Origin of the sequence: Streptomyces sp. NBC_00846 (assembly GCF_045207325.1) — a bacterium.
Classification (GTDB): domain Bacteria; phylum Actinomycetota; class Actinomycetes; order Streptomycetales; family Streptomycetaceae; genus Streptomyces.
Genome location: NZ_CP108846.1, coordinates 3,114,481 through 3,141,148 on the forward strand (window position 1 = coordinate 3,114,481; position 26,668 = coordinate 3,141,148).

Genomic DNA, 26,668 nt, shown 5'->3' on the forward strand with positions numbered 1-26,668 from the left:
CTCTCCGGGCCGCACTGAGGGATTGATTCGCCGGTGACCCAGATCGTCGTCAAGCGCCTGCCCCGAGCCATGCCACCTGAGACATCTGCGGCGGAGGTGCGACTCGAGTCGCCTCCCGAACTGCCGCGTGGGCAGCAGGAGGGCATGGCCATGCAGTTGCTGCCGATGCTCGGCATGGGCTCATCGGTGGTGTTCTTCTTCATGCCCGGCTCACAGCCGTTCATGAAGATCATGGGCGTCATGATGCTGCTGTCGACAGCGGCCATGGCGATAGCGCAGGTGATGCGGCACCGCAAGGGAACCCAGGGCGAGGCCTCGGAGGGGCGCCGGGACTACCTGAAGTATCTCGCGCAGACCCGGCGGAAGGTACGCCGTACCGCGCGGATCCAGAGGGACGCGCAGTTTTATCTGCATCCGGATCCGGACCAGTTGTGGTCGCTGGTCGCCGAGGGCGAGCGGCTCTGGGAGCGGCGGATCGGCGACAAGGACTTCGGACAGGTCCGCATCGGTCTGGGACCACAGCAGTTGTGGACACCGCTGGTGGCTCCGAGCACCGCGCCGCTGGATGAGCTGGAGCCGCTGTCGGCCGGTGCCATGCACCAGTTCCTGGCCTCTCATGGTTCGCTCGACCGGCTCCCCATGGCGGTATCTCTTCGCGCCTTCTACCACGTCGTGATTTCGGGCGAGCCGGGGTCGGTGCGCGGTTCCGCACGCGCGCTGGTGGCCGGCCTGGTCGCGCTGCACTCACCCGACGACCTCGTGGTCGCGGTGGTGGCATCTCCGGATGTGACGGACCAGTGGGACTGGACGAAGTGGCTGCCGCACGCCCAGGTTCCTGGATCTTCCGACGGGGCCGGTACGAAGCGGCTGTTCGGCGACAACCTGATGGAAGTCGAGGCACTGCTCGAAAACACCCTGGCGGGCCGGTCGAGGTTCAACCGCGAGGGATCCCCGCTCCTCGACCAGCCGCACGTGGTCGTCGTGCTGGACGGCAGTTTCGTGCCGGCCGAGTCGCTGCTCGCCTCTCCGGAGGGGCTGCAGGGTGTGACCGTCGTGGAGATCGTTCCGGAAGAGCTGGACGAACCCCGCGGCGGACTGCACATCGCCGTACGGCCGGGCCGGCTACGGCTGGAGTCGGCCGCGGCCACCTATCACGGCACGCCCGACTTCCTGCCGGTCGAAACCGCGGAGGCCCTGGGCCGTCAGCTCGCCCCGTTGCGGATGGGCAGCGGCGCGGAGGACGACGAGCCTCTGCTCGCCAACCTGGACTTCACGGACCTGCTGGGAATCGGCGATCCGGCCGCGGTCGACACCAATACTGTCTGGCGGCCCCGCTCGACGGCCGACCGGCTGCGCGTACCGATCGGCATCGGCGAGGACGGCTCGCCCGTCATGCTCGACCTCAAGGAGGCCGCGCAGGAGGGTATGGGCCCGCACGGGCTGTGTGTGGGAGCGACCGGTTCCGGCAAGTCCGAGCTGCTGCGCACCCTGGTGCTGGGCCTGGCGGTCACCCACTCCTCCGAGACGCTGAACTTCGTCCTGGCCGACTTCAAGGGTGGTGCGACGTTCGCCGGAATGTCCGAGCTTCCGCATGTCGCCGCGGTCATCACCAACCTGTCGGACGACCTCACCCTGGTCGACCGTATGCGGGACTCCATCACGGGTGAGCTGCAGCGCCGCCAGGAGCTCCTTCGGTCGTCGGGCAATTACGCGAACCTCACCGACTACGAGAAGGCGCGCGCCGCCGGGGCCCCGCTGGAGCCCCTGGCCTCGCTGGTCCTGGTGATCGACGAGTTCAGCGAACTCCTCACCGCCAAGCCCGATTTCATTGACATGTTCATCCAGATCGGCCGCATCGGACGGTCCCTGGGCGTGCACCTGCTGCTGGCCTCGCAGCGCCTGGAGGAGGGCCGCCTGCGCGGCCTGGACACCTACCTGTCCTACCGGATCGGCCTGCGTACGTTCTCCGCCGCCGAGTCCCGTACCGCCCTGGGTGTGCCCGACGCGTACCACCTGCCCTCGGTCCCCGGTTCCGGGTTCCTGAAGTTCGGCACGGAGGGGATGACCCGCTTCAAGGCCGCCTACGTGTCGGGTACCTACCGGCCGGGAGTCGCCCCGACCGTCGGCAGCGGGGAACTTCCCATCGACCGGCGCCCCGTGCTGTTCACCGCGACTCCGGTGGCGGTCCACTACCCCGAGCCCGATCCGGACATCTCCTTCGCACCCGGACAGCGAACTGACGATGCGCTGGCGGACACCGTTCTCGACGTCATCGCACGCCGCTTGGAGGGACAGGGGCCCCTCGCCCATCAGGTGTGGCTGCCGCCGCTCACCGAAGCACCTTCCCTCGATCAGATGCTGCCCCCGCTGGCGGTGACGCCCGAGCGCGGACTCCACTCCCCGCAGTACGCGCAGAACGGCGCTCTCGTCATTCCCTTCGGTCTGGTGGACAAGCCCTTCGAGCAGCGGCGCGACCCTCTGGTGCGGGACTTCTCCGGCGCCGCCGGCCACATGCTGATCGTCGGCGGCCCCCGCTCCGGCAAATCCACCCTCCTGCGCGCCCTCATCGGCTCCTTCGCCCTCACGCACACGCCGCACGAAGTGCAGTTCTACGGAATGGACTTCGGCGGCGGCGGCATGATCGCCGTCGAAGGCCTGCCCCACGTCGGTGGGGTGGCCTCCCGGCTCGACCCGGAGAAGATCCGCCGCACGGTCGCCGAGGTCTCCGGGATCCTCAACCGGCGCGAGGAGTTCTTCCGGGACAACAACATCGACTCGATCGCCACCTACCGCCGGCTCCGCGCCGCCGGCCGGCTGCCGGGCGAGCCGTGGGGCGACGTCTTCCTGATCATCGACGGCTGGCAGTCCTTCAAGACGGACTACGAGTTCCTGGAGCCCGTCGTCGCCGACATCGCCGCACGGGGCCTCGGACTGGGCGTGCACCTGATCGCCACCGTCGCCCGGTACATGGAGATGCGGGCAGCGCTCAAGGACCAGTTGCTCAACCGGCTGGAGCTGCGCCTCGGTGACCCGACCGACTCCGAACTGGACCGCAAGATCGCGGTGAACGTCCCGGTCGGCGCACCTGGCCGAGGCCTGACGGCGGAGAAGCTCCACTTCATGGGCGCGCTGCCGCGCATCGACGACTCCGCGGGCTCCGGCGACGACCTGTCCGAGGCCACCAGCGCCTTCGTCCGGGCCTCGTCCGACAACTGGCCCGGCCCGCACGCCCCGCAGGTCCGCATGCTGCCCAGGAAGCTGTCCGCGCGCGAGCTGCCGAGCGGCCCCGACCGGTCGCGCGGTGGTGTCGCGATCGGCATCGACGAGATGAACCTCGCACCGGTCCTCGTCGACTTCGACACCGACCCGCTGTTCGCGGTCTTCGGTGAGTCGGAGTCCGGGAAGACCGCCCTGCTGCGGCTGCTCATCAAGCAGATCACCGAGCGGTACACCCCGGAGGAGGCGTTGATCTGCGTCGGTGACTACCGGCGCAGCCTGCTGGAGTGCGTGCCCGAGCCGTACCTGGTGGGATACGCGACGACGCACAACGCGTTCGAGACGTACCTCAACGACATGAACACCCTCATCAGCAGCCGCATCCCCGGACCGGATGTGACCCCGCAGCAGCTGCGCACGCGCAGCTGGTGGCGGGGGCCCCGGGCGTTCATCATCGTCGACGACTACGACCTGGTCGCCACGTCCTCCAACAACCCCATGGCGATGCTGGTCGACAATCTGCCGTACGCCCGCGACGCCGGGGTGAACTTCATCATCGCGCGCAGCAGCGCGGGGGCCGGCCGCTCCTCGTACGAGCCCTTCGTCCAGCGCTTCAAGGAGCTGGGCGCCCAGGGCGTCGTCCTGTCCGGTCACCCCGGTGAGGGCGAACTCCTCGGCGACGTGAAGGCCCGCCCGCTGCCTCCCGGTCGCGGCCTGTTCGTCTCCCGCCGCAGCGCGCCTTCCCTGATCCAGACGGGCTGGCTGCCGACGGACCTGGACTGAGCGGGTCACCGCGGAACGGAGGAGGGGGTCGGCCCGGTCACGGGCTGACCCCCTCTTACGCTCTCAGTGGTACGTCACGAAGGAGGCGTGCGTCCTGAGCGGGTCAGGCGCCCTCGAAGGTCTCGCCGTCCAGCCCCGAGCCATCCGGCTCGTGCTGGAGCGCGCTCGTGCCGTCCGCAGGGATGTCAATGCAGTCCGACCGTTCCCGGCGGCGGGGGGGGACTTGTCCAGCTGGCCGCGCGGCTCGGCGTCGGCGGGGTACATGTCCACGCGGCGCACGCGAGTCCGTGCACGGCGCTCCGGTATTCAATCTTCGGTGAGACGGGACGCCGATGCCCGAACTGCGCATACTTCGACTACACCGAGGCGCCCGCCCCTGTCGCGCCGCCCTTGCCCAGGTTCCAGGGCTCGACGGTGTACCTTCCCGGGGCAAACCGCTCGACCGCGTCAACGATCAAGTCATGGTGAGCCGGCCTCCGTCGGCGCCAGAGGGAGTTTCCGAGCGAGTAGTAGGGCACAGCCACCGTCGGCCCGCCAACGGCGTTCGGCTTCCCCGGGCGGGAGCCTGCCTTCATCACCAGCACCAGGATGCTCCGCTTCGTCGTGAACTGAACCTTGTCGATATCAGCCCACGGCACGGTCTCCGTTCCGCGACGCCGCACCTTGCTGATGCCCGTTGGATCGATGCGCAGGGCCGGTTGTCGCCACGCAAGCGCGAACAGCGGCAGGCTCACTACTGCTGCGATCACCGGCAGTCCCACATATCCGCCGACGCCCGGCGAGCCCATAGTTCCCATGTCGTCACCCGCGATCAGCACGCCGCCCACAAATACCGATACGCCTTCGAGGATCGCCAGGCAGAGCATCACTGCGAGGACCATACCGAGGTAGGCCCCACCGCGGCGCGCCCGCTCAGCGGGGAGCAACAGCCCTTCGACGGCGGCACCAGAGGGTGTGGACATGATGTTTCCTTCATTGAGTCTCAGGCGGCGAGTACAAGTCGCACAACTCTCCGCTGGCGAAGCGTGATTGAACATCACATATGAACTGTCCAGGCTGGTAGCGCAATGTCAACACGTGAGCTGCCACGGACTCTCCCCCGGTTTCCAGTCGCCCGACGGGCCGGGGTATCAGCCTGATGGCCCCGGGCCTGCGCGTCGTCTCAGGTGGACTCAAAAGGCGAGGCCGGCCGCGCGGCTCGGCGTCGGCGGGTTACATGTCCACGCGGCGCACGCGAGTCCGTGCACGGCGCTCCGGTACTCAATCTTCGGTGAGACGGGACGCCGATCCCCGAACTGCGCATACTTCGACTACACCGAGGCGCCCGCCCCTGTCGCGCCGCCCTTGCCCAGGTTCCAGGGCTCGACGGTGTACCTTCCCGGGGCAAACCGCTCGACCGCGTCAATGATCAAGTCAGCTTGAGCCGGCCTTCGTCGGCGCCAGAGGGAGTTTCCGAGCGAGTGCATCAGAACCGCTCTCGGCCCTTCAACGGCGTTCGGCAGCTCCGGGAGTGCACCTTCCTTCAGCAGCAGTATCAGGTAGCTCCGCCTGCTGTTGAACCGGACCTTGTCGATATCAGCCCAGCGCACGGTCTCCGTGCGGCCACGCCACACCTTGCTGATGCCCATTGAATCGATGCGCAGGGCCGAATATCGCGGCACAAGGTAGATCAGCAGCAGCAGACTCACTACTCCTCCCATCACCGGTAGTCCCGTACACAGGCCGACGACGCCCACACTGCCCATAAACTCAATACCTTCACCCAAGATCAGCACGCAGGTAACAAACACCACGAGTGCTCCCAAAAGCACCATGCAGAGCATCGCAGCGAGAACCAAACCGAGGTAGAACCCGCCGCGGCGCGCCCGCTCAGCGGGGAGCAATAGCCCTTCGGCGGAACCGGGGGGTGTGGACATGATGTTTCCTCCATTGAGTCTCGGGCGGCGAGTGCACGTCTCACAACTCTCCACGGCCAAGCCGATCGGCATCCAGAGCACTGCACAGCGCCGAACCTTGACGGCCATGGTGAGCGGGTACAGCGCTCACAGCGCTTGGATTTCTTGGATGCCGCCTTCCCTGGCACCAACACGAACTCAGGGAGGGCACGCCGCCTCGCAGCGCACCCTCCCTGATCCGGACCCGTCTGTGGCACGCGGGCTCACAATGCCTTGACCAGGGTTACCGCCACGTCCAACGGAAGCCGGGGAAGCCGGCGCTTGACCTCCCGTACCGCGTTGGCAGGCGCCTTCTCGTCGCGGATGCGACGCAGGCCCGGCTCGTCAACGGCCTTCCGCAGCACGTCGATCGAGCCGAAGCTCTGGGCGTACCAATCCCGTTGCTCCGCTTGGCGCGCTTTCTGTTTCCGGTGTGCCACCTGGCCCTCGGCCACCAACGGGCAGGCCAGGGACAAGACTACGGAGAGCATCAGGACCACCTCGGGGAGATCCGATCTCATCAAGAAGAACGAACACCCCAAGGCCACCAGGCCGATGGCCCAGAGAGCGACCCGCAATCCGTACATGAAGTCCACCCTGCCTGTTGATCCGAGAATTCCGCGCGCCCGGTCATGCACTGGGCGAAAGTCGGGCGTCGGACGGTGCCCAGGAGAAGGCAACGGCACCCGGCGCCGCGATCGCGCCGCTCAGGGTCACGACGTACTCAGCCGGGATGACGCCCGGCGTGACGTAGAACGCGCCCCGACAGCGCCACGCAGCGCTGGGCCCATGACGGCCTTATCCGTGCTTGTTCCGACCTTGACGACCGCGGTGAGCGAGTGGAGCGGTCACAGCGACTGGATCATCTTCAGGGCTTCACTCAAGGGACACCGAGGAAATTCGCGCCTGAACCGGCGAGCAGCCACTAGCAACCCTTTTTCGTCACGGATCCGCCGGAGCTCTGCCTCGTCCGTCACTATCAACCGCAGTTCGTCGACGGACGCAAATCTCTGTTCGTACCAATCTCTCTGGCGCCGCCTTTGCGCGTATCCCTCGACCCAGCTCGGGAGGAAAACGGCCAGGCCGTAGAGGAGTGCGAGCAACACCACGTTACGAGGCGTATGGAAGAACGTCACGTAAAAACAGGCCAGGGAGGCACACCAAAGCGGTAGTCGAATCCAGTACATGCGAAACCATCACCCGTCATTCAGAAGGTCCTGCCTTCCCGGCGTCATCAAGCACTGCCGAGCTAGCAGAATCAATTCGGCAGCGCCGCACCTGCATCAAACAGTCGCGGACGGCCACTTACCTCCCTGGGGGAAGGCACTGTTGTCGTTTGCTTCACCCTTGGCAACGGCCATTTGACCAGCCTGCGCTGTGAGCACCCCCACCAGCGCTACCACAAGTCCGGTGATGATGCCGGCGTCCGAAACCGCTTCCCCCACGGCGGCGAGCAGGCCCGCCCACGAGAACACGACGGAGGCCGCAGCAGCGGCTGCCGCGATCATGATAACGATGGCCTTGATCAAAACGGCCAGCAGCGCCAAATAGAATGCCGCCCCGGCCACCGCGCACAACGTCAATGCCGTGGCAAGCTTATCGGAGCTCGTCTCGATCTGAGTGGCTGCGATGGGCTGACCCTTCACTGCCCCGACGTACGCCGTGGCGCCGTCGCCCGTCCAGCTGAGGGGCGCCTTGAGCGATTCCCCCGCAACGTTTCCGGCAACGCCCGACACCTTCCCCCGGATCTGCGGCCCTTCCCATTCCTGCGCATCCAAATAGAACATCACTGGCGCGGCAGCACCCTTGAGGCATTCGACGACCTTGTCCCGGATCCAGCATCCGAGCTCTATCATCTTGTTTGCGAACCAGATCAACGGCTTGGCGATGGCATCCGGCACGTACCAATGGTTCACCGCCTTCTCGACGGCCGGGCCGATGAGATCCAGCTTGGCCGACATCTTGGTGACGCCGGAGTTCAACTTCTCTACTGTCGCCTGCGTTTGAGCCACATTGAACGCCATTTCAAGTTCCTCTAATCAGTAGGCGTCTTCGACGGACTTGGTGGTATCCGCCTCGTGATTGTCGTAGGCGTTCGCGTTTTTGATCAATGCATCCGCGACCTCCGCCATGCGACTTTCTCCCTCGAAGCATCGGGCCGAGATGTGATCGATGGCCTCGTTGTAGTTGGAGACAACCAGTTGGAAGATGCCGGCCTCAAGGCGCGTCAGCCTCATCCCGTCAGCCGCGCGGGCCACCTCCCCCAAAGCAACGCTCTGTTCGTCCCACATTCCCGCTTCGGCCCGCAGCGCATCGGTGATGTGCTTGAGATCTGCCATGTCGACCTGCCCCTTCGAAACTCAGTCAGCGAAACGTTGCGGATCACGGAGTATGGCCAGAGCCTCGTCCAGCAAACCGTCCACCTGCAGGCCTGCAAGGCCGTCCGCGGCAGCAGCCTCAGCACTGCTCAGCTTGTCCCTGGCATCACCGAGGGCCTCTTCGAAGGCCTGGTTCAGTCCGATGTACGTCTGACCGGCCGCCCATCGCTGATCTACTTCGCAAGAGCGCAGAGCGCCCTTGGACACGACGAGGGTCACATGGCGGGCAGTGGACGTTCCCTCGGCCTCGGCCGGTCCTGACGCCGTCTCGTCCATCCGTTCCACCGCGTCGAAGGCCGAAAGAACATCCTCGGCCAGCGCGTCGAGGGGGCGGGAGACCACGTAGCGCAGGTCCCGCTCAGGAATGTCGGGCTGCGCTGCGGGAGCGGCCGAGGCGTCCGGTTGACCGAACTGGCTGCCCAGTCGGTCTGCCTTGCCCTGCCAGTCGCCGTCCTCGAAGACCTGGGCCCATGCCGTCATCTGCTGACTCATGGCCGCTTCGTAAGCTTCGCTGACGGCTGCCCCGATGACCTCGGGCGCCTGCCTGCGCTGCCAGTCCGATGCGGCCCTGATGAATTCCGGAAGCCCGTCCGCCGCCAGTCGTACGGTCACGGCACCCTGGGCGTCCGTTCCTTCGGCACCCTGCGGCATCCGGTTCTGCATGTCGGTCATCATGCTCTGCAGGTTCAGTGCGTGCTGCTGGAACTGCTGCAGGCCGCGTATGAATTCGTCGTCCACGATGCCTCCTCCTGACCTATGGCGTACAGATGATTTCGAATGGGGCGGTGCGTGATGACCCGCGTTCAACGCCAGATGCCGGCAGCTCTCCGGCGCAGCAGGAGCACCACGCCGACAACGACGACCACGCCGACTCCGACGGTGATCCAGACGATCGCACCGGCGCCCTTGCCGTCATCGGCCTGAGCCGAGGCAGCGGGTGAGGCCGACGGCTTCGAGGGGTTCGAGGAGCTGCCGGATCCGCTTGGGGCGGACGGTGACGGGGACTTGGGGGATCGGGCAGCAACCAGAGGGTTCACGTCGGCGGGGCCCGGGTCTCCGGGATCGCCGAGGACGGCCACGCGGGGGCGGACCGTGCCGTAGCCGATGTAGCGGCTGGGGATCGCGCCCTCGGTCGGTTTGCCGGCGGTGTTCATCAGGACGCGGAGAACCTGGTTGCCGGTCCAGGACGGGTGCATGGACCAGATGAGGGCGGCTGAGGCGGAGGCGAGGGCGGTTGCCTGACTCGTGCCCCAGCTGCTGCAATATCCGGGCGTGCCGCCGCCACAGAGGATCGGGATGTCCTCACCGGGGGCGGCGAGCGCCACCTGGGGTCCTGACACCGAGAACTTCGTGACCGAGGACGTCTTGTCGACGGCCCCGATACCGGCGACGCCGATGCTTCCCGCCGGGTACGAGACCTTGTTCTCCTTGTCGCCCCTGTTGCCGGTCGCCGCCAGAAGCAGCTTCCCGCGCTCCACGGCGTAATCCACAGCCTTTTGGATCTGGTCCCGCTCGCCCACGTCGAGCATGAAGTCCTCGAAGCCCAAGGACATGTTGATAATCCTGGCTTCGCTGTCGGCGGCATATCGGATAGCCGCGACGAGAGCCGGGATGCTATTGGTGCCCGATTCCTTGGAGGATCCGAAAACGGTCAGCGGGAGAATGTGTGCGTCCGGTGAAAGCCCCTTCACCCCCTGGTCGTTCACCCCGTCTCCCGCGATGAGCATCGCCATGGCGGTGCCATGCCCGTCCTTGTCCTTGTGCGCACCCCGCTCCGGCTCGACAAAGTTCTTGCCGGTGAGCACTTTCCCCGTCAGTTCAGGAACAGAGGGGATCACGCCGGTATCAAGAACAGCGACAGTGATCCCTTTGCCGGTGCTGGTTTTCCACATCTCAGCGGCCTGCATCCGGTCCAGGTACCACTCGCGGTCGCGCATGGTGTCCGCAGACGCAGCCGGGGCGATGGCGCCGCCGATGAGGAGCAGGGAACCCAGGACTGCCACCACCGCCGGCGCCCGCCTGCGTTGATGCCTGACCATTGACCTCATGCCACCCACTCGTTCTCTGTCCGCCGTCTGGCGTCGCTGCTCCGGAAACGGCGCTAGTCGATCACGGGGGGAACAACGCCGTCGTCCCCCGTGACCCAGGTCTCTTCGCCCTCGGCGAGGTATCCCGGATTTTCTCCGTCACGTCGCTGTGAACGTCGCCCTGTGCCCTGGGACACGCCGCCCATCGCACCGCCCATCGGGCCCATCGCACCGCCCGTTCGTGGCGATTCACGGACGAGCCCGGTGCCACCCGGGGTGAATTCCCGTCCCACCCCCAGCTGCGTCCCGCGCGGTGACCGCACAGTGCCACCGGGCTCGGTGACCAGGCGCTGCGAGCCACCACCGAGGCCAGTGGCACCGGACCGCCCCCCGGTCACCCCGTGCGCGCCACCGCCGCCCATCATTCCGTGGCTGGTCGACGGCTTCTCGCCGCCGATCACCGTCCCACGCGACGTGCTCCGGACCGGGCCGACCCCGGTCTGCCCGTGAGCCGGTGTACCGCCGTGGATGCCGGTGTCGGTGCGGGTGGTCATGGGGGGACGGACGCCTTCCACGCCGCCCCTGCCGGGGTTGATCGTCGGAGGCCGGACGCTTCCGATGTCGCCCTTGCCCCCCGGCCCGGTCGGGGAGATACGCCCCACGCCGTCTCCGGGCCCGAAGGGGCCCGAACGCGGGGGCATCACCACGGGCGGCAGAGGTGCCTGGGGTCCGCCGCCGCTCGGGCTCTGCGGGGGGAATCCGCCGCTGGGCGGGAGCGTGGTGGGCGTCGGGGTCTGCGGCATCGTCACCGTGTCGATGTTCGTCCCCGTGGTGTCCGGGGCCCCGGGCACCGGGGTGACGTGCTGCGGCGTGTGGACGACGGGTGTGCCGTCCGGGGAGGACGGGGTGACGCCATCGGGGCGCACGGTGGTGTAGTGGTGATCGACCGTCGACGTGCTGCCGTTCTGCGCACCTGTCCCTGAGCCCGTACTGCCGGAGTAGCTTCCCGGAGCCCCGTACCTCGTCTTCCCGCCGTCGTACGAACTGTCCGGCACCACTTCACTCGGCAGCGGCTTGAAGTTCGGCTCCTCCTGCGAGGAGATCGACTGCTGTGCCATCAGGTAGTACGAGGCGAGCTTGTTCATCTGCGGAATGGCCTCGTTCCGCGCCGTCTCGACGGCTGCGAGCCGGGCCTTTTCCTTCTCCGCGTCCGCGTAGCACATCTGCACGGCGTTGGGATGTCCCTGGATCACCTTGGCGACCTCGCTGAGCGCCTGGCCCGCCGTCTGCAAGGCGCTGCCCGCGTTGCCCGCGTAGTCGGCCAGCTTCAGGGTCTCCAGGGCGAAGTCGTTGCCCCACTCGCGGAAGGCGTCACCGCCCTTGCCCTTCCAGGTGGTACGGCCGACGTGTTCCTTGAGCTCGGTGCCGATCTTCTCGATCTCGGTCTGCGCGTCGACGAGAGCGGTGCCGCGGCTGATGATCTCCGCGGCGTTGACGCCACGGACCATGTTGAGCATGTCCTGGTACGACGCGTGCTCGAAGTCGCTCGTGTTGTAGCAGGCATTGAGTGGTGGCAGCTTCTTTGAGTCACCCATGCTTGTCCCTGTCCCCCGTTCACTTCACTGTTACATGCCGTCGGTTCCGCTGGACGAACCCCCGCCGGTCTTGGCCCTGTCCTCTGCAGGCACTCCGGGATCCGTGTCGGAGCCCGGCTTCCTGTAGTTGACCTCGGTGCGCTGCTGGATGGCGTGGAGCCGGTCGGCGTGCTCCTGGTCGACGTTCTCGTAGCCGCGGTCGGCCAGATCGACGGTGATGCCCATCGCTTCCAACTGATCGCCGAGCGTCTTGGAGAGCAGCGCCAAGCGCGCATGCACCATGTCGTAGGCGCTGGACAGCCCCAGAGCCTCCGGAAAGCCGGTTCCGTACGCGGTGGTGGTGACCTTCTGTTCAGTGATGCGGGTGTGCGCGGCCGGTGACCCGTCGAGCGTCGTGAGCAGTCTGTCCACGCGAATCTTGAAGTTCTGCAGAGACTCGCTGGGCGTCGCCAGATCCGGCGCGCTCGGTCCCTTGCCCGGAAGGAACGGGCCGTACAACGGCCTCTTCGGTCCATCGTCCGGAAGTTGAGAACCCATGGAAGCACCTCCCCTAAAGTGCCGCGGAACCGCCCGCGCGGGTGTGGGATGCGGTCAGCGCATCCCACACCCACAGCATGCCGGTTCCCTCGTGATTCATCTGAGCCTGGGTCAGCCCTGGAAGCGCCTGGCCTGGGCCAGGTCATTCGCGCGGTAGCCCTCGGTGGCTTCCATGAGCCTCCTCGAAATGGTCGTCAAGGTCTCGTGCATGTGGTTCACCTTGATGTCCCAGCCACTGTGCCGGTCGTAGAACGCCTGCTGCGTCTCACCGTCCCACGTGGCAACGACGGCCTTGACCTTGGCGTTCAGCTCGTCGAGCTGGGTCTTGATGGTGTCGGCGGTCGACTTGACCTGGTTCGAGGCCTCGACGACCCCTGAGTACGTAATCTCCATGGAACGGTCTCCTGATGCGAGGCGGGATGAGGACGGGTTACGAAGAGACCTGGAACCGGTCCAGAACGCCGTTGCTGCCCAGGTTGCCGCCGTCGACGCCCTTGAAGCTGTTGAGCCGCTCCACTTCCTCCGCGTCGAAGCCGTCACGGCTCATCTGAACGGCTTCCTTGGTGAAGGCGAGGAGCTCCTTCAGGTTGCGCACGTCGAGGTTGACCTGCGTCTGGAGGCCGTTGTACGCGTTGGCCGCAACGCCCTTCCAGTGGCCTTCGACGGCGTCGATGACCCCGTTGAGGTGGGTGATCCTGCCTTCGAGCGTGTCATGCATATTGCCGAGTTCGCCGATGAGCTTGTCAATCTGATCGGCTGAAAGCTTAAGCTTGTCTCCCATAACGCACCTTCCCCCATGAATCGGATGTCGCGGGTTGCCCGAATGTCGAGTGCCACGTGTACATCGGACCAAAGTTGTCAATTATCACTTTAGCTTCGGCCGCCACCGATTCCAACCGCCTTCGTTCCGCGTCGAGTTGTTGAATAGTCACCGGAATACCGGCGACGACGGTCTCGCAGCACGATCGCGGTGCCCGCGATCACTGCGATGAGAAGGCCCGTGGTGGCCAGCACATAGATCGAGATCCGGGTGATCCGCTCCTGCCGGGTCTCCCCCATCTGGAGGGCGATCGGTTCCGGTCCGACGGGACCGTCCGACACCGCACGATCCGGGACAGGGGCGTTCACCGGGTGCTCGTCGTCGTTGAGAGCGCGCACCGGATCGACCACTCCCCACCCGATGAAGTCGTCCCGTCCCTTGACCGCGCGTTCGGCGGTCTGCTCGATCTGGGCGACCACCTGGGACTGCGTCCAGCGTGGGTGCTTGGCCCGTAGGAGGGCAGCGACTCCGGCGACGTAGGGGGCCGAGAAGCTGGTGCCGTTGTCGACACACTGGCCGCCCTTCGGCACGGTGGACACCATGTCGACACCTGGCGCCGCGACCCCCACGAAGGCCCCGGTCTGGGAGAACGGCGCCCGCTCGTCGTTGCGGTCCGATGCGGCCACCGCCAGGACGCCCGGATAGGCCGCCGGGTACGTCGCCTTGACCTTGCCGGCGAGACCGTCGTTACCCGCGGACGCGACCACGACGATGTCGTTGCTCAGAGCCTCGCGCACCGCGAGCGCAAGGTCGGAGTCGGCTCGCAGGGGCTTGACGGTGTCCTGGGAGATATTGATGACGCGGGCGTGCTTCGCGATGGCGTGGCGGATGGCCGCCGCCATCGTCGCGGCGGTGCCGGTGCCTTTGTCGTCGTTCTGCCGGATGGGAATGATCATCGCTTCCGGGGCGAGACCGACGAACCCCGTGCCCGGACGCGGGCGGGCCGCGATGATGCCGGCGACCTTGGTGCCGTGGCCGACGAGATCGGTGGTGCCATCACCACCACCTCCCTTGCCCTTGGATTTCGAGGCATCCGCGGCCGGGTCCTGGGACCCGTCCTTCGACGGCGGAAGCAGATCGGTCCCGGACGCCCGGTCGACAGCGGACTTCAGCTGCGGATTGCTGTCGTCGACACCGGTGTCGATCACCGCGACCCGGACCCCCTTTCCCTTGGTGTCCTGCCAGAGCTGGTCGAAGACCAGCCGCTGGAGTGCCCAGGGACGGCCCTGGATCTGCTTCGCCATCGGAAAAGTGCACTCACCGCTGCCCTCGGAACCCGTCTGCGGGTCGGAGCCCTGTGCTGCCGCGGAAGCCTGCGCGAACCCCGGCAGGCCGGCGCCCGCCGCGCACATCAGGAGCAGCACGACGGCCGAAGAACGGAATCCGTTGCGTGTGATCATCACGCGCTTCCTCCTCTCCGCTCTCAGGAACTCTGGGGCTGTTTGGCACTGTTGGTGTCGAGCCGGGGTCCCTTGGGCAGGAGGCCGGACCAGTTGTCCGGCACCGGCAGCGGCCGTACATCCTTGTAGCCGAGCCTGATCTGGGCCTGGTTGACCTCGGCAGCCTGCTCCTCCGCTGTCGGGGGCTTCGCATCGGCCCCGATCTTGGAGGGGTTCGCACTGCTGTCGTTGTTCGTCTGCACGGCGTAGCGCAGCCCGGTATCCGTCACCAGAAAGAGCGAACCGGTACTGGGGGAAGCTCCGTTGAACTGCCGGTACAGCACACCGCTGCCCGGCGTGACGTACGCGCTGGTGGCCCCGTCCTGGAAGCGGACCGGATACCCGGGGCCGGCCCAGGTGGTCAGTTTCGGCACGCCCGCCGAGGTGACGCCGTGCAGCACGTTGCAGACGGTTCCGGTCCGGGCCGACGTGTCGTTGGCCTGTGTCGGGACGTTCTTCGGCCAGCCGTACTTCGCGTAGAACTCGTCCGGGGAAGAGGTGAAGGACTGCGGTCCGACTTCGGTGGCCTGCGCCTTCTGGCCCAGCACCTCCGCCTCCGGGCTCGTCAGGAGCAGCCTGGCGACGAGGTCGGACACGGGCGCAACCGCCCCCGGCAGGACGACGTACTGCTGCATGCCGGTACCGGCCACGGCTTTGAGTACCGTGCCCACCTTGTCCAGGCGGAGGTCCAGGCCGCTGACGCCGGCCGGGTCACCGACCTTGCCGGGCAACAGCGGGAAGTCGATGGGCTTGCCGGCATGCAGGGTGCCGAGCCAGTCCTTGGTGACCTTCTGGGGCTGTGCGCCCTCGCTGAACAATGAGCGGCGCAGCACCTCGTCCCGGGCCGAGGGCTTGTCGCCTCCGGTGGTCCCGATGACGTGCTGCGTGCCGTCCGCATCCACCAGGTAGCGCGTGCCACCCCCGCCGTCCGCCTCGACGTAGAGGGCCTGGCCGCCGTGGAGCTGCTGCTTGCCGCCCACCTTGTCCGCCTCTCGGTCAGCGAGCAGGAAGACCGCCTTCTGCACAGTGTCACCGGCGCCGGCGCCCGGCTGCTCGCAGACCGCCCAGAGCTTGTTCCGGCCCGCCTCGTCCGCGCTGGGCAGCCGATCGGGTGCGTACGGTATGCCGAGCATCGGACCGCGCTGCAGCTTTCCGTTGTCCAGTTCGGACTCCGCCACCTGCATCACCGAGGACTTGTCCGGGTCCAGGAGCAGTTTCGCGGAGGAGAAGTTCAGCACCGGGTGCAGGCGCTTGACGCCTTTGGTCTCCAGGACGACGTATCGGGTTGTCGATTCACTCCCGACGATGACGTGGGCACCGGGGTCGTCCCAGCCGTCGGGAACCTTGGGCTTGAAGATGCCCCAGGCCCCGAAGCCCGCCACCAGCAGGGCGCCCACCACCACTCCTGGCAGCAGGGCCCGCAGCGGGCGCGGCGCCCCCTCGTCCGAACCGGCTGCGGACGGCTGCAGAAAGGCGGCGACCAGCCGCTTCTTCGCGAAGGTGTAGGCATTGAGTTCGTCCCGCCGTGATGCCATCTGCCCTAGCTCTCCCCGTGGTTGTAGATGCCTCGCGAACCGCCCCCCACTATGCCCGGCGCCGCTCGTTCACCGCCGTGCGGGTACATGCTTCAAGGAGCCGGCCGACGCCCCTGCCCGACCGGGCGGGCCGTGAACCCCCTTCGAACCCCTCGTCGCCGGGCGTGGGACAGTGGGCGGTCGCGGGCCGGTGTGCCGATAGCGTCGGTCCGACTCGCACACGCCTTAGTGCCGTGACACGGAGGGACATACCGGGGGATGAGCAGCGCGACGACCGCAGTGATGAGTGTGCACCCGCAGCCGGGGCGGATCGGTGGAGTGCGGCTGCACCAGGTGGTGTTGATGGAGGTCGCCGGCGCGCTGATGCTTATCGCGTGGGTGACGAACAGGATCCTGTTGGTGCCGATGGGCCTGGTTGCGGCGGCGCTGGTGCTGCTGGCGGTTCTGCGGCGGCGGGGGCGGCCGGTGATGGAGTGGCTCACCGCCGTCATGGCCCTGCGCGGGCGGCTGAGGGCCGCGCGACGGCCGTGGTCCGCGGAAGGGGTGGACCCCGCGCTGGCCCCGGTCGTCGAGTGCGAGGCGGCGCTGCGGACGTACACCTACACCGACCGGCAGCGCGAGCGCACGATAGGGATGGTGGGTGACGGAACGTTCCTGACAGCCCTGCTGCTCGTGCAGCCACGGGACGAACCGCTGCGGATGGCCCGGGACGCGCGTCCGCTGGAACTCGGATTGCTGCACGACGCCCTGGAAGTGGACGACATCCGGCTGGAGTCGGTACAGGTCGTGCAGCACACGCAGCCCGCGCCCGGACCGCACCTGCCTGAACAGGCCGCGGCGGCACGGTCGTACGCGCCGCTCCAGGCCCAGGCCGGTACCCCCGCGATCCGGCTGACATGGATCGCGCTGAAACTCGACCCGGAGCTGTGTCCGGAGGCGGTGCAGGCACGCGGCGGCGGCATCGACGGAGCGCAGCGCGCGCTGTTGCGGGCCACGGATCAGCTGGCAAGCCGACTGGCAGGGGCGGGATTCGACGCTTCGGTCCTGACCGAGGCGCAGGTGACGTCCGCCCTCGCGGCCTCGGCCGGGGTGAATCCGCAGGCCAGCGCGCTGGCGGTGCGGACGGATGCGCCGCTGCGGCGCACCACGGAGTCCACCCGCGCCTGGCGCTGCGACGACCGTTGGCACACGACCTACTGGGTCGGCCGCTGGCCGCACCTGGGCGCGGGTGCTGCGCCATCGGCACAACTGGTGGCGCTCCTGACGTCGATGCCGGCGCTGGCCAGCACATTCAGCCTGACGGTGTCGCGCGGGACCGGTGGCACACCGGCCGTCAGCGGATACGTCCGCCTCACCGCCCGCGGGAGTGATGAACTGGTCTCGGTGCGACGGCAGTTGGAGCGCGCCGCACGAGGAGTGAAGGTCGGCCTCGTACGGCTGGACCGCGAACAACTGCCCGGCGTGCTGGCCACCTTGCCCCTCGGAGGTACCCGTTGACCACCCCCCGTATGACGCCCCCCGGCACTACCGGTCCGGCTGCTCCCGCCCCACCGGCGGCCGGACGGGGCAGGGCCGGGTTCGGACTGCTCGGCCCACGCCGCGGCCGGCACGTACTGCCCGTGGAACAGCTCGCCGCGCTGTCGCTGCCGCTCGGTGACGACGGAGTCGTAGCGGGCGTCGACGCGAAGGGGAAGCCCGCGGTGCTCGGCTTCTTCCGCCCCTCTCAGCTCGATGTCGTGGTCATCGGCAGTGTGTGGACGGCGCAGGTACTGGCGCTGCGCACAGCCGGCACCGGTGCGCGCGTCGCCGTCGAGACGGCCAGGCCGCAGGCGTGGACGGGACTCGCGCAGGCCGCGGGCGGCGGGCAGCAGTGCATGACGGTGCACGACGTCAAGCAGGTGGGACCGCAGGGCGCGTCGGTCACCAGCCCCGTCCTGGTCGTGAGGGACTGCGGTATGCGTCCGCCGCGCAGCCGGCTGGCGACCGGACCGTGGCAGTCCGTGCTGACGCTGCTGCCGTTCCTGGGCCCGACGGCGCCGAGGCTGCTCGGCAACGCGGGACTGGTCGGGATCCAGCGGGTCTCCCCGGAGGAGGCCGAGGTCCTCGCCCGGATTCTGCGGCTGCCCCGGGTACAGGCGGAGGCGCTGCCCGTACTCGGCGACGACATGGTGCTGTGGTGTACGACTCAGCACCGGAAGTTGGTCAAACTGCAACCGACTGACGTCGAGGCCGGGCTCCTCGGGACCCCACGCCGCCTGGACTGACTTGATCCTTGACCTGTGCGGTGGGTCCGTGGGTCCGCGGGCCCGCTCGTCGGGGAGCACAGCTGGTGCCGGGGGCGTCGCCCGCCCATGACGACGAGGAAATCCGGCGCTGGACGGCCACGCCGGACGGCCGAGTCGGACGGGCCACGCTGGACAGCCACGCCTGCGCGGACCGGAAGCGGGCCGCCCCCGAACCGCTCGTGATCGACGCCGTGCCGGCCGATCACGAGCGGTTCGGCTGACGAGCGCCGCCCTGCTAAGGCAGCACCGGCAGCAGCACCGGCAGGTGACCGTCCGAGGCGGCGGCCGCCGTGACCCGCTCCTCGGGGACCTCCCCGTACAGCGTCGTACGCGGCTTCGCCGGCCGCCCGGCCAGCTCGGCGATGGCGACCAGGTCCTGGATGGAGCGGTACGAGCCGTAACTGGAGCCCGCCATCCGGGAGATGGTCTCCTCCATCAGCGTGCCGCCCAGGTCGTTGGCGCCCGAGCGCAGCATCTCGGCCGCGCCCTCCGTGCCGAGCTTGACCCAGCTGGTCTGGATGTTGGTGATGTGCGGGTGGAGCAGGAGCCGGGCCATGGCGGTGACGGCCCGGTTGTCGCGGTCGGTGGGGCCGGGCCGGGCGATGCCGGCCAGGTAGACCGGGGCGTTGGTGTGGATGAACGGGAGGGTGACGAACTCCGTGAAGCCGCCGGTCTCCTGCTGGAGCCGGGCCAGGGTCCTCAGGTGGCCGAGCCAGTGGCGGGGCTGGTCGACGTGGCCGTACATCATCGTCGACGAGGAGCGCAGCCCCACCTCGTGGGCGGTCCTGATGACCTCCAGCCAGGTCGCCGTCGGCAGCTTGCCCTTGGTGAGGACCCAGCGGACCTCGTCGTCCAGGATCTCGGCCGCCGTGCCGGGGATCGAGCCGAGCCCGGCCTCCTTCGCGGCGAGAAGCCAGTCGCGGATCGACATGCCGGTGCGGGTGGCCCCGTTGACGACCTCCATCGGCGAGAAGGCGTGCACGTGCATGCCGGGGACGCGTTCCCGCACCGCCCGTGCGATGTCGAAGTACGCGGTGCCGGGCAGGTCCGGGTGGATGCCGCCCTGCATGCAGACCTCGACCGCGCCGACGTCCCACGCCTGCGCGGCCCGGTCCGCGACCTGGTCCAGGGAGAGGGTGTACGCGTCGGCGTCGGTGCGCCGCTGGGCGAAGGCGCAGAATCGGCAGCCGGTGTAGCAGACGTTGGTGAAGTTGATGTTCCTGGTGACGATGTACGTGACGTCGTCACCGACCACGTCACGGCGCAGGGTGTCCGCGATCCGGCAGAGTTCGTCGAGCGCCGGGCCGTCCGCGTGGAGGAGGGCGAGGGCCTGGTCGTCGGTGAGTTTCGTCGGGTCGTCGGCGGCCTGGCCGAGTGCCTGGCGTACGTCGGCCTCGATGCGGGACGGGGCCATGCCGGGGGCGGCGGCCTCGCGGAGCGCGTCCCAGTCCCCGTACACCTCGTCGAAGTCCTCGCGGCGGTCGCCGGTGCGGCCCTCGGTGTCGATGGTGCGGTGCAGGTCGGTGCGGCCGGTGGCGCCGAACTCCTCGTCGGGTTCCTGCCAGGGCAGACCGGCGGGGATCGCGTCTTCGCGGGCCAGGCCCGTCTCCGGGTCGGCGAGGGCGCGGACGTGCGGGAGGAGGCGGGGGTCGAGCCAGGGTTCGCCGCGCTGGATGAACTCCGGGTAGATGGTGAGGCGTTCGCGGAGCGTGAAGCCCGACTCGGCGGTCTTCGCGGCCAGTTCGCCGATGTGGGGCCAGGGGCGTTCGGGGTTCACGTGGTCGGGGGTGAGCGGGGAGACGCCGCCCCAGTCGTCGATGCCCGCGCCGATGAGCAGCGCGTACTCGGCGTCGACGAGGTTCGGCGGGGCCTGGATGCGCGCGGACGGGCCGAGGATGTGCCGGGCGACGGCGATGGCCGCGGCCAGTTCCTCCAGCTCGGCGTCCGGCATGCCGCGCATCGCCGTGTCCGGCTTGGCGCGGAAGTTCTGGACGATGACTTCCTGGATGCCGTGGTAGGCGCGGGCGGTCTTGCGCAGCGCGAAGAGGGAGTCGGCGCGCTCCTCGTACGATTCGCCGATCCCGATCAGGATGCCGGTGGTGAACGGGACGTTGGAGCGGCCCGCGTCTTCGAGGACGCGCAGGCGTACGGCCGGTTCCTTGTCCGGGGAGCCGTGGTGCGGGCCGCCCGGTTCGGACCACAGACGGGTGGCGGTCGTCTCCAGCATCATGCCTATGGACGGGGCGACGGGCTTGAGCCGCTGGAGGTCGGTCCAGGTCAGCACGCCCGGGTTGAGGTGTGGGAGGAGGCCGGTCTCCTCCAGGACCCGGATCGCCATGGCGCGTACGTACGCGAGGGTGTCGTCGTACCCCTCGGCCTCCAGCCACTCCCGTGCCTCGGGCCAGCGGTCCTCGGGCCGGTCGCCGAGCGTGAACAGCGCTTCCTTGCAGCCCATGGCGGCGCCCTCGCGGGCGATGGCCAGCACCTCGTCGGGCGACAGGAACATTCCGTGCCCGGCGCGCCGGAGCTTGCCGGGGACGGTGACGAAGGTGCAGTAGTGGCACTTGTCGCGGCAGAGCCGGGTCAGCGGGATGAAGACCTTGCGGGAGTACGTGATGACACCCGGCCGGCCCGCGGCTTCGAGCCCGGCGTCACGCACCCGGGCGGCCGAGGCGGCGAGATCCGTCAACTCGTCGCCGCGCGCCTGGAGCAGAACGGCGGCCTCGGTGACGTCGAGAGTGACACCGTCGCGGGCCCGCTTGAGGGCCCGCCGCATGGAGTTGGTGGTCGGGCGTCCGCGCTGAGGATCGGTCATGGAGCGAGCATACGAGCGAGGCGCGCGCCCCGGACCAGGGCCTCCGTGGGACCGGCGGGACCGAAGCCGCGACCCTGGGGGCGCCCGGCCCGTACGCGTCGCCATGACGCGGGAAGGAGGCGGAGCTGCCCGGACGCATGGCGCGAGAACAACAAATGACGTGCGCGCCGGCAGACCTCCCCGTACGGTGTTTCGTATGGGTTCCCTGTGACAGTCCCCGTGCGACCGCGTTGAGCTCGGCTCCGCCGTCGCACGTTCTCATCCGTGCTCCTGCTCCTTCGCCGATGCCGCCTGCGCGGCGGGCCGTGAGGTGCCCCGGCGTGCACGGATGCGTCCAGCTGCCCGTTCCGATCGGCCCCGGCCGAGAACAGGGGACTCCTCCATGCCCACCGCACAACTGTCCCTTCACAACATCACCCGCCGCTACGACGACCACGTCGTGCTGAACGAGGTGTCCTTCACCGTCGGACCGGGCGAGAAGGCCGGCATCATCGGCGACAACGGGGCCGGGAAGTCCACCCTGCTGCGGCTCATCGCTGGACAGGACGGGCCCGACAACGGCGAGTTGACCGTGGTCTCGCCCGGCGGCATCGGCCATCTCGCCCAGTCCCTGGCGCTGCCGCCCGAAGCCGACGTCCAGGATGCCGTGGACCTGGCCCTCGCCGAGCTGCGCGACCTCGAAAGCCGGATGCGCCGCGCCGAAGCCGGGCTGAAGGACCTGGCCGGGGCGGAGCTCACCGCCGCGCTCGACGCCTACGCCCGGCTGGTCGCCCGGTACGAGGCACGTGACGGGTACGAGGCGAATGCCCGGGTGGACATCGCACTGCACGGCCTCGGTCTGCCGGGCCTGGCGCGCGACAGGGCGCTCGGCACACTGTCGGGCGGCGAACGCTCACGTCTCGCGCTGGCCGCCACGTTGGCGTCCCGGCCCGAACTGCTCCTGCTCGACGAACCGACCAACGATCTGGACGACCGGGCCGTGAGCTGGCTGGAGGCGCATCTGCGCGCGCATCGCGGCACGCTGCTCGCGGTCACCCACGACCGGGTGTTCCTGGAGCGGGTCACCACCACGATCCTGGAGGTCGGTGAGGGCAAGGTGTCGCGTTACGGGAACGGCTACGACGGCTACCTCGCCGCCAAGGCCGCAGAACGTCGGCGCCGGCTGCGGGAGTACGAGGAATGGTGCGCGGAGCTGGCCCGTAACCAGAAGCTGGCCGCGACGAACGTGTCCCGTCTCGACGCCATTCCGCGCAAGCTGCCGTTCGCCGTGTTCGGCCACGGCGGCTTCCGTACCCGTGGCCGCGGGCACGGGGCGATGGTCCGTATCCGCAACGCCAAGGAGCGCGTCGAACGCCTCACCGACAGCCCCGTCGCGCCGCCTCCCGACCTGCTCGTCCTCGCCGCCCGCATCACCACCGCGGGCCCTCGGACACCGCGGACGGCGGCCGAACTCACCGACGTCCGCGTCGGGGACCGGCTGCACGTACCGTCCCTGCGGATCGGGGGCGAGGACCGGCTGCTGGTCACCGGACCCAATGGGGCCGGCAAGACGACACTCATGCGGGTCCTCGCGGGCGAACTGCGGCCCGACGACGGGACCGTGCGCACCACGGGCCGGGTCGGGCACCTGCGGCAGGAGGAAACACCGTGGCCGCCCGGCCTGACAGTGCCGCAGGCCTTCGCCCGGGGCCGGGACGGGGACCTGGACGAGCACACCGACACCCTGCTCTCGCTCGGTCTGTTCAGCCCGGACGACCTGCGTCTGAGGGTCGGCGAGCTGTCCTACGGCCAGCGGCGCCGCATCGAACTGGCCCGCCTGGTCAGCGAACCCGTGGACCTGCTGTTGCTCGACGAGCCCACCAACCATCTCTCCCCCGCTCTGGTCGAAGAACTGGAAGGAGCACTGGCCGGCTACCCGGGAGCCGTCGTCGTCGTCACCCACGACCGCCGCATGCGAGCCCGCTTCACCGGCAACCACCTGGAGCTGAGCGCAGGCCGCATCACAGAGCACCGGCCACTCGCAGCGACGGAACAGGCCGCCCCCGCCCGGAGCCCGATCCACCCGCCGACTCGTTCCTGAACACGCACCTTCCCCTGCCCGGGGTGGCCCGGCCCGCTCTTCGGCCGGGCCGGCCACCCCACGCGTATCCGCGCGGCCCGATAATCGCTGGATCCGGCCCGGGCGCATTGTTACCGTCACCTCGACCACGGTGTCGACCGTCGCCGAACCATGGGCGCCTGCCCTGGAAAGAAGTTGATGTATGCCCCGGCCAGTAGTTCCGAGCTTCCCTCGTCGCGCCTCCATCCGCGCCGGGGCAATCGGAGCTGCGTGCATGCGCACGCCCGCGGCATCGCGCTGACCCGCGTTCCCTGACCGGTACGCGTTTCCGCCTCGTCAGTACGTGATCCCGGCTGACAACTCACGCCTCTGAGGCCCATGCCCCCGAGGGCTGCTCGGTACTTCCCTGCTGCATTGCTCATCCTCTTCGGCAAGGAGAAAACCGGGTGTCCACCGACAACCCCCAGAACCGTTCGACCAAGTCCTCCGCCCACGGCACCAGTGCCTATCTGCGGACCGACACCTTCACCTGCCTGTGGTGCGGGCTGACCGTCGCCACGCTCGCGCCCAACGGCAGCCGTCGCAACCACTGCCCCAGTTGCCTGCACTCGCAGCACTGCCTCGACCACGTCGAGGGCGGACCGTCCGACTGCGGGACGCGTATGACCCCGATCTCCATCGCGGTGCTCCGCACCGGCGACTGGATGGTCATCCACCGCTGCACCCGCTGCGACGAGCTGACCTCGAACCCGGTCTGCGGGGACGACAACCAGCTGATTCTGATGCGGATGGCCGTACGCCCACTGGCCCACCCTCCCTTCCCCCTCGAAGCGTTCGGTCACCTGTGACAGGCCGCCGACGGCCGAGGACCGGAAGGAGGACCCCCCGTGCCACGACGTAGACCCCGACGAGCGTCCCACCGCCCACAGCGACGAAAGGATGTCCTGCACGGACCGGGCGGCGCCCACGGCGATGCGTTCCGTTGCGTCGGCTGCCGTCTGGACGTGCCGCTGATCGCACCGGGCACCGGGCACCGCAATCACTGCCCGCACTGCCTGACCAGCCTGCACGTCGATCTGCGGATCCCGGGCGACCGCGCGTCCGACTGCTGCGGGCGGATGACGGCACTCAGTCTGTCCGTAAGGCAGGACGGCGAGTGGGCGGTCATCCACGAGTGCCTGACCTGCGGCGAGTTGAGCGCCAACCGCATCGCGGGGGACGACAACGCCCTCGCCCTGATGCGGATGGCAGTACGCCCGCTGTCGGACACCGCCATCCCCGTACGAGCACTGCTCACGCTCTGACACGGGGGCGCCCGGTCACCGCCGTCACGGCGACGGCGGTGACCGGGCGCCGAGGGTGGTGTGCGCCGTCTCGCGTATCCGGGTCGGGCCGGCCGCTCGCGGAGCCGCGCGGCTCCGGCATGGTCGAGAAAAAACGTGACGTGTGGGGGGTGTGGTGTCACGTTGTGCGGATGGGTGTCCGGGATCCGTGAGCCCTACGCTTGCGGCCGGTGACGGTCGGACGACCAGTCGCGGCACGTCGTATCCGGCGTCCACCACGATCAGAACGTCCGGATCGCCGTCTTTCCACTGCCCGGCCGCCATCAGCCGCTCGACGAGTTCACGCATCTGCCCGGCCGTGACCGTGGCGGCATCATCTCCCGGGGCCAGACGCAGCGCGTCCAGCGGCGCGGTCCACGAACTGCGGCCCGTTTCCAGCGCGCAGATCACCGAGTACGGCCAGCCGGGAACAGGAATGTGCTGATCCTTGCCCCGTCCGTAGGTGTGGCACAGGATCCGCTGCGGTGAGGTATGCGCGCTCGGCCGCAGCCAGCAGGTGATGTCGGCGGCCAGCACCAGCCGGCCGTCCGCCGCCCGCGGCAAAGACACCGCAGCCAGGGCCCGCCGCAGCCTGCCTACATCGACCTGGCCCGCGGCCAGAGCATCGTAGAGCCCACCGTGCCCACGACGATGCTCGTCCACCAGCGACAGCTCCACCAGCGACCGGACCGGACCATCCGCACACAACACGGCGTCCGACAGCTCGAACAACGCATCCGCACGCTTGGTCAGACACGAGTAGAACTCACCCCGGAAGCGTGACAGTTCCGCAAACGGATCCTGCCCGACAGCATGATGCAACAGACTCATCCCCACGGCCTTCGTGCTGAGCTTGTGTGTTCCTTGGTCGGATCACATGCTCAGCCGAAGGCCGCCTGCACGCAGGGCAGTTACCGGACCAGGTGATCAAGTACGAGAAGCCGTTCGACACCCGATGCCGGCGTACAGGTGAACGTGCTCGGTGAGGTACAGATGGACGTGCTCAGTCATAGACCTGTTGAGGCAGCACGCGGCGCGGCAGTGGCTGATGCCATGTGCCCAGTCGGGCGACGAGGATCCCACGGGCCAGAGTCCGCACCTCACCCCAGGTGGCATCGGTAGCCAGTGCGTCGGCCCACCGGCCGACGTGACCACAGCCGTCCGCCTCGCCGACGAGCCGACCGATGGCCTTGAGGTCCTGCAGAGCTTCCGGTTCGAAGGTTCCCCGGTCCGCCATTCCCTTGGCCAGATGGAGGCTGAACTCGACTTCCTCGGCAACGGCGGCGGTCCTCACTTGGTGCTTGTCGGCCCAGGCCAGCTGATCCGAAGCATCAGCAGCAAGGAAGGCCAGCAACGGCGCTATCCAGCGCTGCCAGTAATCGCTATCGAGGCTCATGCAAGCAGGGTCGCAGTACACCACTTCTGCGCCTACCGCAGCCCACCGGCCTGGGCACGTTCATCCGTACTTGTATGGACACGCCGACCAGTACGCCGACACCCGAGGTTAAAGATCAAGCTAGGGCGTGTATCGAAAGTAGATCTCGACCGCGCGGTGATCTCGGCAAGTGCCGCCGATGTCGCCGACCCGTCAGCCGCCGGGTCCTCCACTGCCAAAAGCCCCACCGTTGTCATCCTTGGGTACGTCCTTTGGCGAAGAGGGCCGGTTGATCTCATATGGGCTGAGACCTTCCCCGAAATCATCTGCAGCCCTCAAGTTTTCGCTGCTTCGGGAGGAACGTTCGGGCCGTGGTCCCTGCTGTCGTGCCCGAGACCGGCGGCGCGCGTCCCACCAGACGAGGCCAAGCAGAACAGCGACTACGACCACTGCTATACCGAGGGGGAAAATCCAGCGCACAGCCGAAGCGGCCAGTGTGATGTCACTGATGGGCACCTGGCTCACAAGGTGGCTCATCTGGCCCACGT

General features: G+C 68.3%; 25 protein-coding genes. 7 read left to right on the plus strand and 18 right to left on the minus strand.

Annotated elements, in window-relative coordinates:
- Positions 1 to 33: 33 nt before the first annotated feature.
- Complete coding sequence (gene eccCa / locus OG936_RS14310) at positions 34 to 3,999, plus strand: type VII secretion protein EccCa (protein ID WP_406495039.1); 3,966 nt, start codon at positions 34 to 36, stop codon at positions 3,997 to 3,999.
- 356 nt (positions 4,000 to 4,355) lie between these two features.
- Here eccCa and OG936_RS14315 read toward each other — a convergent pair whose 3' ends face one another.
- The 14 genes from OG936_RS14315 to eccB all read right to left on the minus strand — a co-directional run bounded on the left by OG936_RS14315 (position 4,356) and on the right by eccB (position 16,264).
- Positions 4,356 to 4,961 (minus strand): PH domain-containing protein, encoded by a 606-nt coding sequence (locus tag OG936_RS14315; protein ID WP_406495041.1) that lies wholly within the window; start codon positions 4,959 to 4,961, stop codon positions 4,356 to 4,358.
- Between the two features lie 348 nt (positions 4,962 to 5,309).
- Positions 5,310 to 5,915 carry a hypothetical protein gene (locus OG936_RS14320; protein ID WP_406495042.1) on the minus strand — a complete coding sequence of 202 codons (606 nt, stop codon included), beginning with the start codon at positions 5,913 to 5,915 and terminating at the stop codon, positions 5,310 to 5,312.
- 242 nt (positions 5,916 to 6,157) lie between these two features.
- Positions 6,158 to 6,520 carry a hypothetical protein gene (locus OG936_RS14325; RefSeq protein ID WP_406500443.1) on the minus strand — a complete coding sequence of 121 codons (363 nt, stop codon included), beginning with the start codon at positions 6,518 to 6,520 and terminating at the stop codon, positions 6,158 to 6,160.
- Positions 6,521 to 6,781: 261 nt separating this feature from the next.
- Positions 6,782 to 7,042 (minus strand): hypothetical protein, encoded by a 261-nt coding sequence (locus OG936_RS14330; RefSeq protein ID WP_327259109.1) that lies wholly within the window; start codon positions 7,040 to 7,042, stop codon positions 6,782 to 6,784.
- 174 nt (positions 7,043 to 7,216) lie between these two features.
- Entirely contained in the window at positions 7,217 to 7,957 is a 741-nt protein-coding gene (locus tag OG936_RS14335) for a hypothetical protein (protein ID WP_406495043.1), read from the minus strand.
- A 15-nt stretch (positions 7,958 to 7,972) separates the two neighbouring features.
- The gene (locus OG936_RS14340) at positions 7,973 to 8,272 is read right to left on the minus strand and encodes a hypothetical protein (RefSeq protein ID WP_406495045.1); all 300 of its coding nucleotides are present in this window, start codon (positions 8,270 to 8,272) and stop codon (positions 7,973 to 7,975) included.
- Positions 8,273 to 8,293: 21 nt separating this feature from the next.
- Entirely contained in the window at positions 8,294 to 9,049 is a 756-nt protein-coding gene (locus tag OG936_RS14345; protein ID WP_406495046.1) for a hypothetical protein, read from the minus strand.
- A 65-nt stretch (positions 9,050 to 9,114) separates the two neighbouring features.
- On the minus strand, positions 9,115 to 10,317 hold the full coding sequence (locus OG936_RS14350) for a S8 family serine peptidase (protein ID WP_406495049.1): 1,203 nt from the start codon (positions 10,315 to 10,317) through the stop codon (positions 9,115 to 9,117).
- Between the two features lie 95 nt (positions 10,318 to 10,412).
- Positions 10,413 to 11,933, minus strand: a complete 1,521-nt coding sequence (locus tag OG936_RS14355; protein ID WP_406495051.1) for a hypothetical protein — start codon at positions 11,931 to 11,933, stop codon at positions 10,413 to 10,415.
- A gap of 30 nt (positions 11,934 to 11,963) precedes the next feature.
- Entirely contained in the window at positions 11,964 to 12,344 is a 381-nt protein-coding gene (locus tag OG936_RS14360) for a hypothetical protein (protein ID WP_406495053.1), read from the minus strand.
- Positions 12,345 to 12,581: 237 nt separating this feature from the next.
- Positions 12,582 to 12,863 carry a WXG100 family type VII secretion target gene (locus OG936_RS14365; RefSeq protein ID WP_406495054.1) on the minus strand — a complete coding sequence of 94 codons (282 nt, stop codon included), beginning with the start codon at positions 12,861 to 12,863 and terminating at the stop codon, positions 12,582 to 12,584.
- A 37-nt stretch (positions 12,864 to 12,900) separates the two neighbouring features.
- Positions 12,901 to 13,251 (minus strand): WXG100 family type VII secretion target, encoded by a 351-nt coding sequence (locus OG936_RS14370; protein WP_393699584.1) that lies wholly within the window; start codon positions 13,249 to 13,251, stop codon positions 12,901 to 12,903.
- Between the two features lie 89 nt (positions 13,252 to 13,340).
- The gene (mycP, locus tag OG936_RS14375) at positions 13,341 to 14,690 is read right to left on the minus strand and encodes a type VII secretion-associated serine protease mycosin (RefSeq protein ID WP_406495056.1); all 1,350 of its coding nucleotides are present in this window, start codon (positions 14,688 to 14,690) and stop codon (positions 13,341 to 13,343) included.
- Between the two features lie 23 nt (positions 14,691 to 14,713).
- A complete protein-coding gene (eccB, locus tag OG936_RS14380; RefSeq protein ID WP_406495058.1) occupies positions 14,714 to 16,264 on the minus strand; it encodes a type VII secretion protein EccB in 1,551 nt (516 codons plus the stop codon).
- 318 nt (positions 16,265 to 16,582) lie between these two features.
- On the opposite strand from eccB, the gene eccE reads away from it, so the two are divergent.
- From eccE to OG936_RS14395, 3 genes are all read left to right on the plus strand, one after another.
- A complete protein-coding gene (gene eccE / locus OG936_RS14385; protein ID WP_406500444.1) occupies positions 16,583 to 17,761 on the plus strand; it encodes a type VII secretion protein EccE in 1,179 nt (392 codons plus the stop codon).
- 11 nt (positions 17,762 to 17,772) lie between these two features.
- Entirely contained in the window at positions 17,773 to 18,528 is a 756-nt protein-coding gene (locus OG936_RS14390) for a hypothetical protein (RefSeq protein ID WP_406500445.1), read from the plus strand.
- A gap of 65 nt (positions 18,529 to 18,593) precedes the next feature.
- On the plus strand, positions 18,594 to 18,770 hold the full coding sequence (locus OG936_RS14395) for a hypothetical protein (protein ID WP_406495060.1): 177 nt from the start codon (positions 18,594 to 18,596) through the stop codon (positions 18,768 to 18,770).
- A 14-nt stretch (positions 18,771 to 18,784) separates the two neighbouring features.
- On the opposite strand, the gene OG936_RS14400 is transcribed toward OG936_RS14395, so the two are convergent.
- Positions 18,785 to 21,364 carry a bifunctional FO biosynthesis protein CofGH gene (locus OG936_RS14400; RefSeq protein ID WP_406495062.1) on the minus strand — a complete coding sequence of 860 codons (2,580 nt, stop codon included), beginning with the start codon at positions 21,362 to 21,364 and terminating at the stop codon, positions 18,785 to 18,787.
- A 382-nt stretch (positions 21,365 to 21,746) separates the two neighbouring features.
- On the opposite strand from OG936_RS14400, the gene OG936_RS14405 reads away from it, so the two are divergent.
- The 3 genes from OG936_RS14405 (at position 21,747) to OG936_RS14415 (ending at position 24,727) form a co-directional block, all read left to right on the plus strand.
- A complete protein-coding gene (locus tag OG936_RS14405; protein ID WP_406495064.1) occupies positions 21,747 to 23,444 on the plus strand; it encodes a TlrC/CarA/OleB/SrmB family ABC-F type ribosomal protection protein in 1,698 nt (565 codons plus the stop codon).
- A 425-nt stretch (positions 23,445 to 23,869) separates the two neighbouring features.
- Complete coding sequence (locus OG936_RS14410; protein WP_406495066.1) at positions 23,870 to 24,271, plus strand: RNHCP domain-containing protein; 402 nt, start codon at positions 23,870 to 23,872, stop codon at positions 24,269 to 24,271.
- A 39-nt stretch (positions 24,272 to 24,310) separates the two neighbouring features.
- Complete coding sequence (locus OG936_RS14415; protein ID WP_406495068.1) at positions 24,311 to 24,727, plus strand: RNHCP domain-containing protein; 417 nt, start codon at positions 24,311 to 24,313, stop codon at positions 24,725 to 24,727.
- Between the two features lie 24 nt (positions 24,728 to 24,751).
- On the opposite strand, the gene OG936_RS14420 is transcribed toward OG936_RS14415, so the two are convergent.
- From OG936_RS14420 to OG936_RS14430, 3 genes are all read right to left on the minus strand, one after another.
- Entirely contained in the window at positions 24,752 to 25,576 is an 825-nt protein-coding gene (locus OG936_RS14420; RefSeq protein WP_406495070.1) for a transposase, read from the minus strand.
- Between the two features lie 172 nt (positions 25,577 to 25,748).
- A complete protein-coding gene (locus OG936_RS14425; protein WP_406495071.1) occupies positions 25,749 to 26,141 on the minus strand; it encodes a hypothetical protein in 393 nt (130 codons plus the stop codon).
- A 192-nt stretch (positions 26,142 to 26,333) separates the two neighbouring features.
- Positions 26,334 to 26,657 (minus strand): DUF6479 family protein, encoded by a 324-nt coding sequence (locus OG936_RS14430; protein ID WP_406495073.1) that lies wholly within the window; start codon positions 26,655 to 26,657, stop codon positions 26,334 to 26,336.
- Between the last annotated feature and the right edge of the window lie 11 nt (positions 26,658 to 26,668).

Excerpts from the sequence above, each read along its gene's own strand:
- OG936_RS14335 (WP_406495043.1), bottom strand. The coding sequence starts at position 7,957 with ATGGCGTTCAATGTGGCTCAAACGCAGGCGACAGTAGAGAAGTTGAAC.
- mycP (WP_406495056.1), bottom strand. The coding sequence starts at position 14,690 with ATGATCACACGCAACGGATTCCGTTCTTCGGCCGTCGTGCTGCTCCTG.
- OG936_RS14390 (WP_406500445.1), top strand. The coding sequence starts at position 17,773 with ATGACGCCCCCCGGCACTACCGGTCCGGCTGCTCCCGCCCCACCGGCG.
- OG936_RS14325 (WP_406500443.1), bottom strand. The coding sequence starts at position 6,520 with ATGTACGGATTGCGGGTCGCTCTCTGGGCCATCGGCCTGGTGGCCTTG.
- OG936_RS14430 (WP_406495073.1), bottom strand. The coding sequence starts at position 26,657 with ATGAGCCACCTTGTGAGCCAGGTGCCCATCAGTGACATCACACTGGCC.
- OG936_RS14405 (WP_406495064.1), top strand. The coding sequence starts at position 21,747 with ATGCCCACCGCACAACTGTCCCTTCACAACATCACCCGCCGCTACGAC.
- OG936_RS14370 (WP_393699584.1), bottom strand. The coding sequence starts at position 13,251 with ATGGGAGACAAGCTTAAGCTTTCAGCCGATCAGATTGACAAGCTCATC.
- OG936_RS14320 (WP_406495042.1), bottom strand. The coding sequence starts at position 5,915 with ATGTCCACACCCCCCGGTTCCGCCGAAGGGCTATTGCTCCCCGCTGAG.
- eccB (WP_406495058.1), bottom strand. The coding sequence starts at position 16,264 with ATGGCATCACGGCGGGACGAACTCAATGCCTACACCTTCGCGAAGAAG.
- OG936_RS14420 (WP_406495070.1), bottom strand. The coding sequence starts at position 25,576 with ATGAGTCTGTTGCATCATGCTGTCGGGCAGGATCCGTTTGCGGAACTG.
- OG936_RS14315 (WP_406495041.1), bottom strand. The coding sequence starts at position 4,961 with ATGTCCACACCCTCTGGTGCCGCCGTCGAAGGGCTGTTGCTCCCCGCT.
- OG936_RS14425 (WP_406495071.1), bottom strand. The coding sequence starts at position 26,141 with ATGAGCCTCGATAGCGATTACTGGCAGCGCTGGATAGCGCCGTTGCTG.
- OG936_RS14365 (WP_406495054.1), bottom strand. The coding sequence starts at position 12,863 with ATGGAGATTACGTACTCAGGGGTCGTCGAGGCCTCGAACCAGGTCAAG.
- OG936_RS14355 (WP_406495051.1), bottom strand. The coding sequence starts at position 11,933 with ATGGGTGACTCAAAGAAGCTGCCACCACTCAATGCCTGCTACAACACG.
- OG936_RS14400 (WP_406495062.1), bottom strand. The coding sequence starts at position 21,364 with ATGACCGATCCTCAGCGCGGACGCCCGACCACCAACTCCATGCGGCGG.
- OG936_RS14340 (WP_406495045.1), bottom strand. The coding sequence starts at position 8,272 with ATGGCAGATCTCAAGCACATCACCGATGCGCTGCGGGCCGAAGCGGGA.